The sequence below is a fragment of the Halopseudomonas sp. genome, from assembly GCF_036960865.1.
Classification (GTDB): Bacteria; Pseudomonadota; Gammaproteobacteria; order Pseudomonadales; family Pseudomonadaceae; genus Halopseudomonas.
Window position 1 is genome coordinate 1 of record NZ_JBALWE010000017.1, and the last position, 15114, is coordinate 15114.

Annotated in this window: 18 protein-coding genes; 10 read left to right on the forward strand and 8 right to left on the reverse strand. The window is 59.7% G+C overall.

Translation table 11 applies throughout. The features are described from left to right. Positions 1–179 precede the first annotated feature (179 nt). Entirely contained in the window at positions 180–1379 is a 1200-nt protein-coding gene (gene tyrS / locus V7747_RS18245; protein WP_335617418.1) for a tyrosine--tRNA ligase, read from the reverse strand. 231 nt (positions 1380–1610) lie between these two features. On the opposite strand from tyrS, the gene V7747_RS18250 reads away from it, so the two are divergent. After that, complete coding sequence (locus V7747_RS18250; protein WP_335617419.1) at positions 1611–3029, forward strand: peptidoglycan DD-metalloendopeptidase family protein; 1419 nt, start codon at positions 1611–1613, stop codon at positions 3027–3029. Continuing rightward, positions 3030–4136, forward strand: a complete 1107-nt coding sequence (locus V7747_RS18255; protein ID WP_335617420.1) for an anhydro-N-acetylmuramic acid kinase — start codon at positions 3030–3032, stop codon at positions 4134–4136. 22 nt (positions 4137–4158) lie between these two features. Here V7747_RS18255 and erpA read toward each other — a convergent pair whose 3' ends face one another. The 4 genes from erpA to argC form a co-directional block, all read right to left on the reverse strand. Next, on the reverse strand, positions 4159–4512 hold the full coding sequence (gene erpA, locus V7747_RS18260; protein ID WP_092287544.1) for an iron-sulfur cluster insertion protein ErpA: 354 nt from the start codon (positions 4510–4512) through the stop codon (positions 4159–4161). Between the two features lie 67 nt (positions 4513–4579). Continuing rightward, positions 4580–5002, reverse strand: a complete 423-nt coding sequence (locus tag V7747_RS18265) for a bactofilin family protein (RefSeq protein ID WP_335617421.1) — start codon at positions 5000–5002, stop codon at positions 4580–4582. Continuing rightward, positions 5002–5760, reverse strand: a complete 759-nt coding sequence (locus V7747_RS18270; protein WP_335617422.1) for a DUF6776 family protein — start codon at positions 5758–5760, stop codon at positions 5002–5004. The genes V7747_RS18265 and V7747_RS18270 overlap by 1 nt, the downstream gene beginning before the upstream one ends. Further along, positions 5760–6794 (reverse strand): N-acetyl-gamma-glutamyl-phosphate reductase, encoded by a 1035-nt coding sequence (argC, locus tag V7747_RS18275; protein ID WP_335617423.1) that lies wholly within the window; start codon positions 6792–6794, stop codon positions 5760–5762. Before argC ends, V7747_RS18270 begins: the two co-directional genes overlap by 1 nt. A gap of 141 nt (positions 6795–6935) precedes the next feature. On the opposite strand from argC, the gene hemJ reads away from it, so the two are divergent. Then, positions 6936–7358 carry a protoporphyrinogen oxidase HemJ gene (hemJ, locus tag V7747_RS18280; protein ID WP_335617424.1) on the forward strand — a complete coding sequence of 141 codons (423 nt, stop codon included), beginning with the start codon at positions 6936–6938 and terminating at the stop codon, positions 7356–7358. Between the two features lie 6 nt (positions 7359–7364). Here hemJ and V7747_RS18285 read toward each other — a convergent pair whose 3' ends face one another. After that, the gene (locus tag V7747_RS18285) at positions 7365–8846 is read right to left on the reverse strand and encodes an AAA family ATPase (RefSeq protein WP_335617425.1); all 1482 of its coding nucleotides are present in this window, start codon (positions 8844–8846) and stop codon (positions 7365–7367) included. Between the two features lie 141 nt (positions 8847–8987). Here V7747_RS18285 and V7747_RS18290 point away from each other — a divergent pair, with 141 nt between their 5' ends. Together V7747_RS18290 and coq7 are read left to right on the forward strand one after the other, a co-directional pair. Next, a complete protein-coding gene (locus V7747_RS18290; protein WP_335617442.1) occupies positions 8988–9326 on the forward strand; it encodes a histidine triad nucleotide-binding protein in 339 nt (112 codons plus the stop codon). A gap of 79 nt (positions 9327–9405) precedes the next feature. Next, positions 9406–10053: a 2-polyprenyl-3-methyl-6-methoxy-1,4-benzoquinone monooxygenase gene (gene coq7, locus V7747_RS18295; RefSeq protein WP_335617426.1), complete on the forward strand. Its 648-nt coding sequence runs from the start codon at positions 9406–9408 to the stop codon at positions 10051–10053. Here the strand turns inward: coq7 and V7747_RS18300 are convergent. Continuing rightward, positions 10041–10316, reverse strand: a complete 276-nt coding sequence (locus tag V7747_RS18300; protein WP_335617427.1) for a DUF1145 domain-containing protein — start codon at positions 10314–10316, stop codon at positions 10041–10043. The genes coq7 and V7747_RS18300 overlap by 13 nt on opposite strands. Before the next feature lie 138 nt (positions 10317–10454). Then, a complete protein-coding gene (locus V7747_RS18305; RefSeq protein WP_335617428.1) occupies positions 10455–10877 on the reverse strand; it encodes an OsmC family protein in 423 nt (140 codons plus the stop codon). Positions 10878–11058: 181 nt separating this feature from the next. On the opposite strand from V7747_RS18305, the gene crp reads away from it, so the two are divergent. The 5 genes from crp (at position 11059) to V7747_RS18330 (ending at position 15106) form a co-directional block, all read left to right on the forward strand. Next, complete coding sequence (gene crp / locus V7747_RS18310) at positions 11059–11703, forward strand: cAMP-activated global transcriptional regulator CRP (RefSeq protein WP_335617429.1); 645 nt, start codon at positions 11059–11061, stop codon at positions 11701–11703. Between the two features lie 113 nt (positions 11704–11816). Then, complete coding sequence (locus V7747_RS18315; RefSeq protein WP_335617430.1) at positions 11817–13169, forward strand: adenosylmethionine--8-amino-7-oxononanoate transaminase; 1353 nt, start codon at positions 11817–11819, stop codon at positions 13167–13169. 4 nt (positions 13170–13173) lie between these two features. Then, positions 13174–13896 carry a 16S rRNA (uracil(1498)-N(3))-methyltransferase gene (locus tag V7747_RS18320; protein WP_335617431.1) on the forward strand — a complete coding sequence of 241 codons (723 nt, stop codon included), beginning with the start codon at positions 13174–13176 and terminating at the stop codon, positions 13894–13896. Positions 13897–13982: 86 nt separating this feature from the next. After that, positions 13983–14222 (forward strand): exodeoxyribonuclease VII small subunit, encoded by a 240-nt coding sequence (locus V7747_RS18325; RefSeq protein WP_335617432.1) that lies wholly within the window; start codon positions 13983–13985, stop codon positions 14220–14222. Continuing rightward, on the forward strand, positions 14219–15106 hold the full coding sequence (locus V7747_RS18330) for a polyprenyl synthetase family protein (RefSeq protein ID WP_335617433.1): 888 nt from the start codon (positions 14219–14221) through the stop codon (positions 15104–15106). The genes V7747_RS18325 and V7747_RS18330 overlap by 4 nt, the downstream gene beginning before the upstream one ends. The last annotated feature ends 8 nt before the right edge of the window (positions 15107–15114 follow it).

Here is a 15114-nt window from a genome sequence, read left to right on the forward strand (position 1 = left end):
GAGCTTCTCATCAACCTGATTCAGACCTTAACTTCAGCCCCGAATCAGAGCGGCGCATTCTACGCCATCTCGCCAGCTTGTCAACCCTTATTTTCAAGCTAACTTATTGATTAATAAGCGCTTTACTTGGAGCCTCCTGCTCAGCGAGAGGGCGAATTATAGAGACTTCAGCAGGGCCGTCAAGCCTTTTTCAACACAATCCGTGCAAACTTTTTCTTACCCGCCTGACAGACGTATGAAACGCCATGCTTGAACACGAACTCGCGATCCACCACCTCGCCATCTACCTTTACCGAGCCCGCAGCCAGCAGATCCCGCGCAGCCGCCGCATTCTTCACCATGCCTGCCCGGTTGAGCACCGCTGAAACCGGCAAGGCTTCATCAGCGTCAATTTCCACATCCGGCAGATCTGCCGGCAACTCACCATCCTTTAGGCGATTGCCCGCTGAACGATGCGCATTAGCGGCCGCCTCTTCGCCATGAAAACGGGCGATCAGCTCTTCGGCCAGCTTGATTTTGATATCACGCGGATTGGCTCCCGCCTCGATATCTGCCTGAAACTGCGCGATCTCTTCCAGGCTGCGGAAGCTCAGCAGCTCGAAGTAACGCCAAATCAAACTATCCGGCATGGACACCAGCTTGCTGTACATCTCGCCCGGTGCGTCATTGATACCTATATAGTTATTCAACGACTTGGACATTTTCTTGACGCCGTCCAGGCCTTCAAGGATCGGCATGGTGAGCGTAATCTGCGGCTCCTGCCCATACTGGCGCTGCAACTCGCGACCCATAAGGAGATTGAATTTCTGATCGGTACCGCCCAGCTCCACGTCAGCGCGCATGGCAACCGAGTCATACCCTTGCACCAACGGGTAGAGAAACTCGTGAATGGCGATCGACTGCCCGCTCTTGTAGCGCTTGTCGAAATCGTCACGCTCTAGCATGCGAGCCACTGTGTGGCTGGCTGCCAACTGAATCATCTCAGCCGAACTCATCTTGTCCATCCAGGTGGAATTGAACATCACCGTGGTCTTGGCTGGATCAAGAATCTTGAACACCTGCTCTTTATAGGTTTCCGCATTGGCCGCGACCTGCTCACGAGTCAGCGGCTGACGCGTGGCATTCTTGCCGGATGGGTCGCCAATCATGCCGGTGAAGTCGCCGATCAGGAACAGCACTTCATGACCCAGATCTTGGAACTGACGCAGCTTATTGATGAGTACCGTATGACCCAGATGCAAATCCGGTGCAGTCGGATCAAAACCCGCCTTGATGCGCAAAGGCGTGCCGCGCTCCAGCTTCGTGCGCAACTCACTCTCCACCAGAATTTCATCCGCGCCGCGCTTAATCAGCGCCAACTGCTCGTCAACGGGCTTCATAGTTACCGATATCCTATGCATTCAAGAGCCAAAAAAGGGGAAAAATCAGGGGGACAAACCATACAACATTAGCGACCAATTACAAGTTCGGCGGGCTGCGAGACAGCGATGGTCGCAACTTTGACGCGGCAAATCTGACAGACGGGTTTGGCAAAGACTTGCCAAGGAGGCTTTTCAATTATAATTTAGCAAGTTAGTCCACTTTATATAGAATTTAATACAAGAGCGCTTATGGGTTCCCAAGATACGAAGTCACCGCGATACCCCAAAAGCCACCTCGTGGCCGCCAGTGGAATCGCCGCAGCGCTGAGCATTTTTCTGCTCGTTATTCCAACCACCGATGTCGAAGCCAAGAAGACCTTTGTTCAACTTGAGCTGCAAGCCCCTGAATCCACCATCGATCAGGCCTCCGAACAAGAATTGGATGCGCTGGTCAGCGATACGGTCACATTGACCAAGCCGCTGGATATTGCCAAACAGGCAACACAAGCCGCTACTGCAGCCCCCCTGCTGCCACCGGACGCCGTCCCTGCCGTACCAACTGGGCCACAATGGCAAAGCCTGACCGTCAGCAGCGGCGACACACTGTCCGTGTTGTTTGAAAAGGCCGGCGTGGGCGTCAGCACCTTGCATGAGGTTCTCAATAGCAGCCCTGACGCAAAACGCTTCACTCGCCTGAACGTGGGTCAGGTTCTGGAATTGCAAACCGCCGAAAGCGGCGAACTGCTAGCCATGCGCTCCAAGCTGAATGACCTGGAAACCATCCGCATTGATCATACCGACGCAGGCTACAGCTTCAGCAAGGACGTAATTGAGCCCGAGGTCAGCGAACGCTACGTACACGGCACTATCGACAGCTCATTGTTTTTAGCTGCACAACGCGCCGGCCTGAACCACAACCTGACCATGCAGATGGCCACCATATTTGGCTATGACGTCGACTTTGCCCGCGACATTCGCAAAGGTGACCAGTTTGAGGTGCTGTTTGAAGAGCTGCACGTGGGCGACAAGACTGTCGGCAGCAAGAACATTCTGGCAGCGCGCTTCGTGAACCGGGGCAAGACCTTCACCGCCGTGCGCTATACCGACCACAACAACTTTACCAGCTACTATCGCGCCGACGGCACCAGCATGCGCAAGGCCTTTATTCGCACGCCGGTCGACTTCGCCCGCATCAGCTCACGCTTCAACCCCGGTCGCCTGCATCCGGTACTCAACCGCATTCGTGCGCACAAGGGCGTGGATTACGCTGCCGCTACCGGCACACCAATCAAGGCAACCGGCGACGGACGCGTGGTCTCGGCGGGCCGCAAGGGTGGCTATGGCAACGCCGTAGTTATTCAGCACGGTCAGAAATACCAGACTCTCTACGGCCACATGAGCCGCTTCGCGCGCGGCGTGACCGCTGGCAGCCACGTAACCCAGGGTCAGGTCATTGGCTACGTCGGCATGACCGGCCTGGCCACCGGCCCGCACTTGCACTATGAATTCCGGGTAGATGGCCGCCATGTCGACCCACTGGGCGTCAAGCTGCCGGTCGCCGACCCCATTCCCCAACGCGAACGCACCGCGTTCCTTGGCATCAGCAACAAGCTGATGGCGAGTATGGACCAGAACCGCACCACACAGATCGCAGCACTGGAGCAATAAGTGTGCGCTCTCTATGTCGGTATCATGTCAGGAACCAGCCTGGATGGTATCGACATAGCCCTCACCCGCTTTAACGCTGAGCAGCACCAGGCCGAATGCCTGGACGCGCTCTGCCTAGACATTCCCAGCGAGCTAAAGCAGCAACTGCTGAGTCTATGCTCCAGCGGTGACGATGAGCTGGTTCGTGCCGGCCAGGCTGGCATCGAGTGGGCCCAACTAGCCGCAGCGGGCGTCAACCAGTTGCTGCAGCGCAACCAGCTGAACACATCCGACGTACACGCCATTGGCAGCCACGGACAAACCGTCCGCCATCACCCTGAACTGGGCTTCAGCCTGCAGATCGGCGCTCCTACCCTGCTGGCAGAGCTGACCAACATCAATGTCATCAGCGACTTCCGTAGCCGCGACCTTGCCGCAGGCGGCGAAGGCGCGCCACTCGTGCCCGCATTTCACTCATGGCTGTTGAGCGACGCGCTGCAGACGCGCACGCTGATCAACATCGGCGGCTTTGCCAATCTGACCATCATGCGGCCAGGTCAGCCGCCCGCCGGCTTCGACAGCGGCCCAGGCAATGCCCTGATGGATGCATGGATTCACCAGCACAAAGGCCTGACCTACGATAAGGCAGGCACCTGGGCCCGCCAGGGTAACGTCATACCCGAACTGCTGACGCACATGCTGGCCGACCCGTACTTCGCACGCAGTGGCCCCAAGAGCACCGGTAGAGAGTACTTCAACCCTCGCTGGCTCAACCAGCAGCTGTCCCGCTTTGGAGCGACAGCGGCGGCCGCCGATGTGCAGGCGACCCTGCTGGCTCTGACGTCACATTCGATCGCGGATAGCGTCAGGCTTAACGCCAGCGACAGTGCAGCGCTTTACCTCTGCGGTGGCGGGGCACGCAATACCTTGCTGCTCGAACAGCTGGAACAGTTGCTGCCTGAACAACAGGTAGCTACAACCCACGCGCTGGGCGTAGACCCTGACTGGATGGAGGCGATGGCCTTTGCCTGGCTGGCTTGGCGCTTTGACGAACGCTTGGCGGGTAACTTGCCGAGCGTCACGGGTGCGCGGGGTGAGCGCGTACTTGGCGCGCTCTACCCCGCCTGACGGACAACGAGATAAAAAGGGGTTAGATCGAGAAGGAAGAACCACAGCCACAGGTAGTCGCGGCGTTGGGATTATTGATGACGAAGCGCGAACCCTCTAGCCCTTCTTGGTAGTCCACTTCGGAGCCGGCCAGATACTGGAAGCTCATCGGATCGACGATCAGTTTGACACCATCACGCTCTACAATGGTGTCGTCCTCGGCCAGTTCATCATCGAAGGTGAAGCCATACTGGAAACCCGAGCAACCGCCACCCGTTACAAATACGCGCAGACTGAGCCGGTCGTTACCCTCTTCTTCAATCAGGTTACGTACCTTGCTTACGGCGTTATCACTAAAAACCAGCGGGGTGGGAACATAGACTTCAGCGGTAGACATACAACCTCCAGCAGCAGGTGCCGCAGCACAACAATGCCGCTATTATCCTTTTTCCCGAGTCTTTTGGTCAACTATTGTCCGGCACAGCCAGCAGGTCCTGATCCAGAGGCAGCTGCGCTGAGGCTTCATCCAGATAATTCAGCTGCCCACTGATCTGCGCGCCCATCACCATTTCCATGAAGCGGTAATGCAAATCGCCGCTAATCCGCGCTTTGGCGTCGAGCTCCAAATGCTCCAGCGCATGCACATCACCCATCACCTGACCGTTGATCAGCACGTGGGGCGCCCGGATCACGCCTTCAACATAACCGTGCTCGCTGACCCGAACCAATCCCTCGTCAGCCTCGATGTTACCGATAACCCGGCCATCTACCTGCAGCGCACCAGTGAAACGCATGTCTCCGGTAATCTGCGCATCCTGGGCGATGATCGTGGTTTTGCCATTAAACTGACTGATGTCCGCTTTCTTATGCTTATCCGATCCCCACATCAGGGTGTTGCTCCTGTGACTGTCCACTCAAAAATCTGCTCGACGACGGGCTTGCCCTCCTGGCTGGCAACAACCTTGACCTGTTGCGGCACAAAGCCTTCGGGCAAGGTCAACCGGGCCTGCTCACTGCTGGCCGGCACCACCTGAAAATAGCGAAAATCCACAGCTAGCGCGCCAAGATCGCCGGTCAACTGATCCAGCGTCAAGCTGCTCGCCTCACCATCCTGCTCGCCCATCACCGTCAGCTGCAAGTCAGCCTGCACGGTATCACTCTCGTTACCAACCCGGCTGACCATGACTTTATAGCGGAAAACATTGGCGACTTCTGTGCCATGTAACTCAAAGGCCTGAATTCGGATACCCGGATCCATGGCACTCGGCGCCAGCACACCTTGATATTGCGCCAGGCTCTGCTGCACTTTGAACAACTGCGCTTCCAGCTCGTGCACAGTTTCGCGCCCTTCTACCGCAGCGTCGCGGGCCACCAGCAAATCCACTTCGAGCTGGTGATAACGCTGGCGCCAGTCTTCCACCTCTTTGACCAGTTGCCCTTGGCGCTCGATCAGCGCCTGACGCTCCAGCTCATGCGGCTGCTGAGCCCGCATCGCAGCCTCCCACCCTTGCCAGGCGCTCACCGGAACCATCACCAACAAGAGGATGACGACACTGCGCTTCCAACGTCGAAACGCTTTGGAGTCACGCGGATGGATGGTGACGCTGTGCTCTCGCAGTGGGCGGCGGCGCTTGAAGTCCATCATCAGGGCATCAAGGCTGGGTGTGCCAGACCTGCGCGCTCATCAAGGCCGAAAATAATGTTCATATTCTGCACTGCCTGACCGGAAGCGCCCTTGACCAAGTTGTCGATAACCGACAAGACCACCACCTTGTCACCGCCTTGCGGGCGATGCACCGCGATTCGGCAGACATTGGCGCCACGCACACTGCGGGTTTCCGGGTGGCTGCCAGCGGGCATAACATCAACAAAAGGCTCATCGGCATAACGCGCTTCAAACAACGCCTGCAGATCGACGCTGGTATCGGCAACCGTCGCGTAAAGCGATGAATGGATGCCGCGAATCATGGGCGTGAGATGGGGCACAAAGGTCAGCCCGACCGGCTGGCCGGCTGCCAGCTGCAAGCCTTGACGAATTTCCGGCAGATGCCGGTGTCCGGCCACCGCATAGGCCTTCATGCTTTCTGTTGCCTCGCAGAACAGCGACGGCACGCTGGCGCCCCGGCCAGCACCGCTGACGCCCGACTTGCAGTCGGCAATCAAATGCGCCGGATCGGCGAGTCCAGACTCCAGCAACGGCAGGAAGCCTAGCTGGGTGGCCGTGGGGTAACAGCCCGGCACCGCGATCAAACGGGCTGCTTTGATGGCAGCTCGATTAACCTCGGGCAACCCGTATACCGCCTCGCTCAGCAGCTCGGGAGCGCCGTGCGGCTGGTTGTACCACTTGCTCCATTCATCCGGATCACGCAAGCGGAAATCCGCTGACAGGTCGATGATCTTCACACCAGTCAGCAGCAGCTCGGCTGCCAGCGAGTGCGCGACCCCGTGCGGAGTGGCAAAAAACACCACGTCGCAGGCACCCAGCAACTGCACGTCGGGCACGCTGAAACGCAGGTTGTCGTAATGGCCGCGCAGGTTCGGATACATGTCGGCAACGCTGACACCTTCCTCCGATCGCGACGTGATGACCTCGACATGCGCCTCGGGATGCTGGGCCAACAGCCGCAGCAGCTCTACCCCGGTGTAACCGGTTCCGCCTACAATGCCTACTTTGATCATCATTACTTCCTGAATACGGTTGAATGGTATTGAATGACCCGCCTCGCGCTGTCGACATAACGACATCCGCCGCGGCACCCTATGATAAAAGCGCTGACAGAAATTACCAGCGCGGGCAACCAATCCTGACAGGAGCCGCTTGTGTATCTCTGGATCAAGGCCTTTCACATCATGGCCGTTATCACCTGGTTTGCCGGGCTGTTCTATCTGCCCAGACTGTTCGTCTATCACGCGCAGGCCGAAGACGAAATCAGCCGAGAACGCTTCAAGGTGATGGAGCGCAAGTTATTGCGCGGCATCATGAACCCCTCAATGGTGGTCGCTCTAGCGCTGGGCGCCTGGATGATCTATCTGTCTCCTGGCTGGCTGAGCCAGGGCTGGATGCACGCCAAGCTCACGCTGGTGGCGCTACTGGTGGTCTATCACCACCTGTGCGGTCGCATTCGTACCCGCTTCGCCGAAGACGCCAATACACACTCGCATGTCTTTTATCGCTGGTTCAACGAAGCGCCGGTGCTTGCCTTGGTGGGCATTGTGCTACTGGTGGTGCTCAAACCGTTCTGAACAGGCTCAGTCAGCGCGCACCGCGCGCTCGGCGGCCCAGGCGCGCAGAGCGTTCAGCTTTTCCGCCATGACCACGGACAGCGGCGAGGTTTCGCTCAACGCCCTGAGCACATGGGCATCGCCTACGGACTGCTCACTGGCGGCGGCACTGTAAACCGCGCTGACCACCGCCTGCTCGATTTCCGCACCGGAGAAGCCGCCGCTGGCCTGCGCCAGCGCCTGCAGGTCAAATGTTTCGGGCGCGAGCTCGCGCTTGGCTAGGTGAATGCGAAAGATGTCTGCGCGCACCTCTGCCGCCGGCAGATCGACAAAAAACAGCTCATCGATGCGCCCCTTGCGAATCAGCTCTGGCGGCAATTGCGAAACATCGTTGGAGGTCGCTACCAGAAAGACCCGTGATCGGCGCTCGGCCATCCAGGTCAACAGCGTGCCCAGCAGGCGCCGCGAGACGCCTTGCTCACCGCCATCAGGCGCCAGCCCTTTCTCGATCTCATCGATCCACAGCACACAGGGTTGCAGCGCATCCGCCAGCTGCAGTGCGTCACGCAGGTTCTTCTCGGTCTCACCAATGTACTTGTTGTACAGCCCGGCAACGTCCAGGCGCAGCAGCGGCAGCCCCCACAGCCCGGCAACCGCCTTGGCCGCGAGACTCTTGCCTGCGCCCTGCACGCCCACCAGCAGGACCCCGCGCGGGATATCCTTGATGCTCGTGCTGCCGCTGAAGGCGCTTTCGCGCTCGGTGAGCCACCGCTTGAGCTGCGCCAGACCACCGACGTCGGCAAAATGCGCCGTTTCCTGCTCGTAGCTCAGCACACCCTGCATATCCAGCAGTTCGAACTTGGCCTTGTTCAGCGTCGGTAAATCTTCCTGGGTAATGGCGCCGTCATCCACGATCAAATTGCGCGCCAGGCGGCGAGCCTCTTCATGCGTGGTGCCACGCAGGTTGCGCACCACCTGTTGCAAGGTCTGGTTGTCGGTGCGCACGCGCTCACCGCGATTCTGTTCGCTCCAGCGCGTGGCTTCCTCACGCACGATGGCGGCCAGCTGCTCATCCGACGGCATACTCAGGCTGATGCGCGCCGCCAGGCGACTGAGCTCCGCCGGCAGGGCCAGGGCGTGGCTGACCAGAATCAAAGTAGGTGCGGCGGTCTCACTGGCCATCGCCAGACTCTTGAGCAAACGTACGATGCGGGGCGAATCCAGAAAGGGGTGCAAGTCGCAGAACACATACAGCGCTGGCTCACCCGCACGGCGTACCTGTTCGAGCGCGGCTTCGGCGTCGCGGGTATCGACCTCTGCGTCCATATCCGCACCAAAGCCCAACCGACTGAGGCCGTCGATATGATTCCAGGTATACCAGGTCTGCGCGCGACGCACCGCCAGCGTGCCGATGGTTTGCAGCACCCGCGCCTCCTCCCAGGACTCGATCACCACCAGCCGCACCCGCGAGTCCAGCACCAGAGCCAAATCATGAATATCGTTTTTCAACCGCACACTCCCTTGCTGCCATTTTCCGTTCTGCGCGCCGCTGCCGCAGGTCGAACTAGTGTCATTCTACGGCGCTGCCGTTACACTGAGACCATCGCGTCCGGGCCTACCGGCATCATAATGCATCGCAAGGAGCTCAGTGTGGACTGCCTGTTCTGCAAAATCATCGACGGCAAGATTCCGTCCAAGAAGATATACGAAGACGAGCAGTGTTTCGCCTTCCATGACATCAACCCGCAAGCGCCGGTGCATTTTCTGGTCATCCCGAAAAAACATATCGCTACCCTGAGCGACCTCACCGAAGAGGACAGCGCCACCGTTGGCCACCTGGTGTTCACCGCACAGAAACTGGCCGGGGAGCTGGGCTGCGAGGCGGGTTTCCGCACCGTTTTCAATTGCAACGAACAGGGCGGCCAGACGGTCTACCATATTCACCTGCACGTTCTGGGTCAGCGGCAAATGAGCTGGCCACCAGGCTAAGCGGCATACCGACCTGATTAGATCAGTACTTTACCCATGCCGTTTCAGCCAGTGTGAACTCGCCTACGAGGGACAGCCCATGAGTACACCACGTCATTACAGCTTTATCGACCGCCTGCTCAATCAGGCCGATCAGTCACTGCGTACGCTGATTCCTGGTGCGGCGCAGCCAAATCGGCCGTCACCGGCGCAGCACCTGGCCAACGTCCCCATGGATGACGAGGAGCGCCAGCATATCGCCGGCCTGATGCGCATCAACCACACTGGTGAGGTCTGCGCGCAGGCGCTGTACCAGGGCCAGGCGCTGACCGCCAAGCTGCCGGATGTCCGCGAGAAGATGGAGCACGCTGCGGCCGAAGAGATTGACCATCTGGCCTGGTGCGAACAGCGTCTGACCGAGCTGAACAGCCGAACCAGCGTGTTCAACCCCTTGTTCTATGGCATGTCGTTCGGCATTGGCGCTGCGGCCGGACTGATCAGTGATCGCATCAGCCTCGGCTTCGTGGCCGCCACGGAACAACTGGTAGAGCGCCACCTGGATGACCACCTGCAGCAGTTGCCGGAGGAAGACATCAAATCACGGGCGATTCTCGAGCAGATGCGCGAGGACGAGATCGAGCATGGCAATCAGGCGCTGGAAGCTGGCGGCGCAGTCTTTCCGGAACCGGTCAAGCAAGCCATGACCCTGTTATCCAAGGTCATGACCAAAGCAACTTACAAGGCCTGATTGACCGCCTTGCGCGTATCCGGCGCCTTGACGTGAAAGACGCCAAACAGCATGACCAGCGCAAACTGCGTCAGCGGTTCGCCAATTTTCTTCAGTTGCTTGCCAACCAGCGCCCACTCCACCAAGTGGATCAACAGGATCGCCAGCGCCAGCCAGTTGAGGCGCTGCGGATCGGGTACCTGCACCAGACCAAGCAGGCTGAGGACGACCACCAGCCAGAACGCCAGGGTCACCAACTTACCAATAAGAAAAACCACGCGCATATTCTTGTTCCGTCCTGTGGTTAAGGGCCGCTGTTCCTCAGCGGCCTACCCGCGTCATGGTAGTACCTGGGGCTGACAACAGAAGGGCCTGTGTCGCCATTCATCAGGCTGAACGTGCCAATCCGCCGCCCTGCGACCTCAGTCGATCTCGACGATTTCGTAGTCGTGGGTCACCTCGACACCCGCTCGGCCCATCAGAATCGACGCCGAGCAATACTTCTCTGCCGACAGCTCGACCGCACGCTTGACGTGGGCTTCCTTCAGATTCTTGCCGGTGACCACAAAGCGCAGGTGGATCTTGGTGAACACCTTGGGCTCAGTGTCGGCGCGCTCGGCATCCAGCAGGGTATGCACATCGCGAATATCCTGCCGCGCTTTCTTCAGAATACTGACCACGTCATAACTGGCGCAGCCACCCAGGCCAACCAGCACGGTTTCCATGGGGCGAATACCCATATTGCGACCGCCCGACTCCTCCGGTCCGTCCATCACCACCGTGTGGCCACTACCGGACTCGCCCAGAAACATGACTCCGTCCACCCACTTGATATGCGCTTTCATCTATTGGCCCCGCCACTCAATCGCCTCAGAGGAGGCGCAGAATACCACAGCCGGCAGAGGCCATACCGCTGCACTGGCCATAGCCGTAAAAACTGGACATAATCCCGTTTGGTCTCAAGCTTGAGGCTGACACGGATGCCCCGCATCTTCGGTTTGCGCGACTACGGCCAGGACACGTTTAATGGTTTCGATCACCCTGACACCTAAAATAAAAAATCTCGATGCATTCCTTGCTCACTGTCATCGCCGCCGCTTTGCCGCGCGCAGCACGGTCATTCATGCTGGCGATCAATCCGACAGCCTGTTCTACATAATCAAAGGCTCGGTCACCATCCTGATCGAAGATGATCAGGGCCGCGAAATGATCATCGCCTACCTGAACCAGGGCGATTTTTTTGGCGAAATGGGCCTGTTTGACATGACCCCGGCCCCACACGACCGCACTGCCTGGGTACGCGCCAAGACCGAATGCGAAGTCGCTGAAATCACCTATGCCAAGTTCCGCGAACTGAACCAGCGCGACCCCGAACTGTTGTATGCGGTGGGCAAACAAATGGCCGAGCGCCTACATGCCACAACGCGCAAGGTCGGCGACCTGGCCTTTCTGGACGTAACCGGCCGCGTGGCCGGCACCCTGCTTGATCTGTGCAAGCAACCCGATGCCATGACGCACCCCGACGGCATGCAGATCAAGATTACCCGCCAGGAGATTGGCCGCATTGTTGGCTGCTCCCGCGAGATGGTCGGCCGAGTGCTCAAGAGCCTGGAAGAACAGGGCCTGATCGAGGTAAAGGGCAAGACCATGGTGGTCTACGGCACTCGCTAAACATCTCCCTCCCTGCGCCGGACCGCTCCGGCGCAACCTCCGCCGAGCCTCGGCAGCCAATGCCCGCCTAATGTACAATCCAGCGACCACGGTTTCTGACAGATGAGGTGAACATGGGCTTGAACAACGATTGGATGCAACGCGATATTTCGGTGCTCTGGCACCCCTGCACCCAGATGAAAGACCATGAACACATGCCGGTGATTCCGGTACAGCGCGGCGAAGGTATCTGGCTGCATGATTTCGAGGGCAACCGCTACATGGATGCGGTCAGCTCCTGGTGGGTCAACATCTTTGGCCACGCCAACCCCTATATAAACCAGCGCATCAAGGATCAGCTCGACACCTTGGAGCACGTGATTCTGGCTGGCTTCAGCCACCCGCCGGTGATCGAACTGTCCGAACGCCTGGTAAAAATGACACCCGCCCCGCTGACCCGCTGCTTCTACGCCGACAACGGTTCGTCCTGCATCGAAGTGGCGCTGAAGATGAGCTTCCACTACTGGCTCAACATCGGCAAACCCGAGAAAAAGCGTTTCATCACCCTGTCCAACAGCTACCACGGCGAGACCTTGGCGGCCCTCGCCGTCGGCGACGTGGCGCTGTACAAGGAAACCTACCAGCCGCTGCTGATGGACGTGATCACCGTGCCCTCGCCGGACTGCTATGACCGTGAAGAAGGCGAAAGCTGGGAAGCGCACAGCCGCAAGATGTTCGCGCACATGGAGCGCGCGCTGGAGCAGAACCACGAAGAAGTCGCCGCCGTCATCGTCGAGCCATTGATTCAGTGCGCCGGCGGCATGCGCATGTATCACCCGGTGTATCTCAAGCTGCTGCGCGAAGCTTGCGACCGCTACGGCGTACACCTGATTCACGATGAAATCGCAGTCGGCTTCGGCCGCACCGGCAGTCTGTTTGCCTGCGAGCAGGCCGACATCGCACCTGACTTTCTTTGCCTGTCCAAGGCACTGACCGCCGGTTATCTGCCGATGGCCGTGTGCATGACCAACGACAAGATCTACCAGGCTTTCTACGACGACTACGAAAGCATGCGCGCCTTCCTGCACTCGCACAGCTACACCGGCAACCCGCTGGCCTGCGCCGCAGCACTGGCAACCCTGGACCTGCTGGAACGCGACAACGTGATCGAGGCCAACAAGGCGTTGTCGGCGCACATGGCCAAAGCCACCGCGCACTTTGCAGATCATCCGCATGTGGCCGAGGTGCGCCAGACCGGTATGGTACTGGCCATCGAGATGGTCAAAAACAAGGCCACCAAGGAAGCCTATCCCTGGCAGGAGCGGCGCGGCATTCGCGTTTATCAGCACGCGCTGAAGAACGAGGCCATGTTGCGCCCGCTCGGCAGCGTGGTGTATTTCATGCCGCCCTATGTGATCACCCCGGACCAGATCGACCATCTGGCCAGTGTGGCCTGGGAAGGCATCCAGCTGGCCACGCGGGACTAAGCCCGTGCGCGTCTCCCGCTTCTATCTCGACACCCCCCTGAGCGAAGGCGAGCAAACGCTGACCGGCGATGTCGCCCACTATATCGGCCGGGTACTGCGCCTGGGGCCGGGCGCACAGGTGCAGATATTCAACGGCAGCGGCCAGGAGTGGCCGGGCGAAGTCATGGCCGCAGGCAAGCGCGAGGTACTGGTAAAACTGCAGCCAGCCGTCGCAGGCATGCCCGAATCGCCGCTGCAAAGCCACCTGGGGCAGGCCATGTCGCGCGGTGAGCGTATGGACTGGGCGATCCAGAAAGCCGTGGAGCTGGGTGTCAACGAGATTACGCCGCTCTTCACCGAGCGCTGTGAGGTCAAATTGCAGGGTGAGCGCGCCGACAAGCGCCAGGCACACTGGCAACAGGTGGCGGTGAGCGCCTGCGAGCAGTGCGGCCGCAGCGTGGTGCCGGTGATCAACTCACCCACCAGTCTGCACGATTGGCTGACGACACTGACATCTGACCTCAAGCTGGTACTGCACCACCGTACCGAACAGGATCTGGACCAATTGCCCAAGCCCGGCTCGCTGGCCCTGCTGATTGGCCCCGAAGGTGGCCTGAGCGCTGACGAGATTCACCTGGCAGAGGGTAGCGGTTTTGTAGCCGCGCGCTTTGGCCCGCGCGTGCTGCGCACCGAGACCGCTCCGGTAGTCGCCTTGAGCATGGCACAGCAGCGCTGGGGGGACTTCTAGCCCAGCGCACAGCACTGCCGATTGACCGCACCCCCACCCTTGGGTAATGTTCAGCCGTTTGACCCACGCCGCAGACGAGGTAGCGCATGGCCCGGAAAAAAACCACCGTGGACTTTGAACAGTCATTGGGCGAGCTGCAGCAGCTGGTCGAGCGACTGGAAAGCGGCGAGCTCAGCCTGGAGGACTCCCTCAGCGCCTTCGAGCAGGGCGTCGTGCTCACCCGCGACTGCCAGCAGGCCCTGAGTCAGGCCGAGCAGAAGGTGCAGCAGTTGGTCGAGAAAAACGGCGAACTCAGCACCGAACCCTTCGACGGCGCGGCTGAATGAGCGAGTTTGCTGCCTACCTTGAGGCCTGTCAGACGCGTATCAACAGCTTCCTGCTAAGCCAACTGGATACCCCTCAACCTCGCCTTGAGCGCCTGTATGCCGCCATGCGCTACAGCGTGGTCAACGGTGGCAAGCGTGTACGCCCACTGCTGTGCTATGCCAGCTGCGAAGCTCTGGGTGGCGACCCCAGCGCCGCCCATCCGGCGGCTGGGGCGGTTGAGTTGGTGCACGCTTACTCACTGATCCATGACGATCTGCCGGCCATGGACGATGACGACCTGCGCCGTGGCCAGCCCACCTGCCACCGCGCCTTCGACGAAGCCACCGCCATTCTTGCCGGCGACGCCCTGCAGGCACTGGCCTTCGACTGGTTGAGCACACTCGGTGACTGGCAACCGGCCACCCGCTTGCAGATGGTGCAGACGCTGGCGCGTGCCGCCGGCCCGCAAGGCATGGTTGGCGGTCAGGCCATCGATCTGGGCGCGGTCGGCGAAAAGATCGACCAGACTACGCTGGAGCTGATGCACCGGCACAAGACCGGCGCGCTGATCAGCGCCAGCATTCAGCTGGGTGCCCTGGCCAGCGAACGCGCCAGTGCCGAGCAATTGCAGACGCTGGCCGTGTATGCCGACTGCATTGGTCTGGCCTTCCAAGTGCAGGACGACATTCTCGACATCGAGAGCGAGACCAGCGTGCTGGGCAAACGTCAGGGAGCCGACATGGCTCGCGACAAGCCCACCTACCCGGCACTGCTGGGGCTCGAGGGTGCACACCAGTTGGCTGGACAGCTACGCGACCAGGCCGTGGCCGCACTGCAGCCGCTGGGCGCCGCCGCCATCCATTTGCAGCACCTCGCCGACTATATAGTGCAGCGCCGTTTTTAAATGACCCT

Coding starts and splice junctions, on each gene's coding strand:
- tyrS (WP_335617418.1), bottom strand. CDS start 1,379: ATGAAGCCCGTTGACGAGCAGTTGGCGCTGATTAAGCGCGGCGCGGAT.
- crp (WP_335617429.1), top strand. CDS start 11,059: ATGGTTTCGATCACCCTGACACCTAAAATAAAAAATCTCGATGCATTC.
- V7747_RS18270 (WP_335617422.1), bottom strand. CDS start 5,760: ATGATGGACTTCAAGCGCCGCCGCCCACTGCGAGAGCACAGCGTCACC.
- V7747_RS18330 (WP_335617433.1), top strand. CDS start 14,219: ATGAGCGAGTTTGCTGCCTACCTTGAGGCCTGTCAGACGCGTATCAAC.
- V7747_RS18315 (WP_335617430.1), top strand. CDS start 11,817: ATGGGCTTGAACAACGATTGGATGCAACGCGATATTTCGGTGCTCTGG.
- V7747_RS18325 (WP_335617432.1), top strand. CDS start 13,983: ATGGCCCGGAAAAAAACCACCGTGGACTTTGAACAGTCATTGGGCGAG.
- V7747_RS18250 (WP_335617419.1), top strand. CDS start 1,611: ATGGGTTCCCAAGATACGAAGTCACCGCGATACCCCAAAAGCCACCTC.
- V7747_RS18265 (WP_335617421.1), bottom strand. CDS start 5,002: ATGTGGGGATCGGATAAGCATAAGAAAGCGGACATCAGTCAGTTTAAT.
- V7747_RS18305 (WP_335617428.1), bottom strand. CDS start 10,877: ATGAAAGCGCATATCAAGTGGGTGGACGGAGTCATGTTTCTGGGCGAG.
- coq7 (WP_335617426.1), top strand. CDS start 9,406: ATGAGTACACCACGTCATTACAGCTTTATCGACCGCCTGCTCAATCAG.
- erpA (WP_092287544.1), bottom strand. CDS start 4,512: ATGTCTACCGCTGAAGTCTATGTTCCCACCCCGCTGGTTTTTAGTGAT.
- argC (WP_335617423.1), bottom strand. CDS start 6,794: ATGATCAAAGTAGGCATTGTAGGCGGAACCGGTTACACCGGGGTAGAG.
- V7747_RS18300 (WP_335617427.1), bottom strand. CDS start 10,316: ATGCGCGTGGTTTTTCTTATTGGTAAGTTGGTGACCCTGGCGTTCTGG.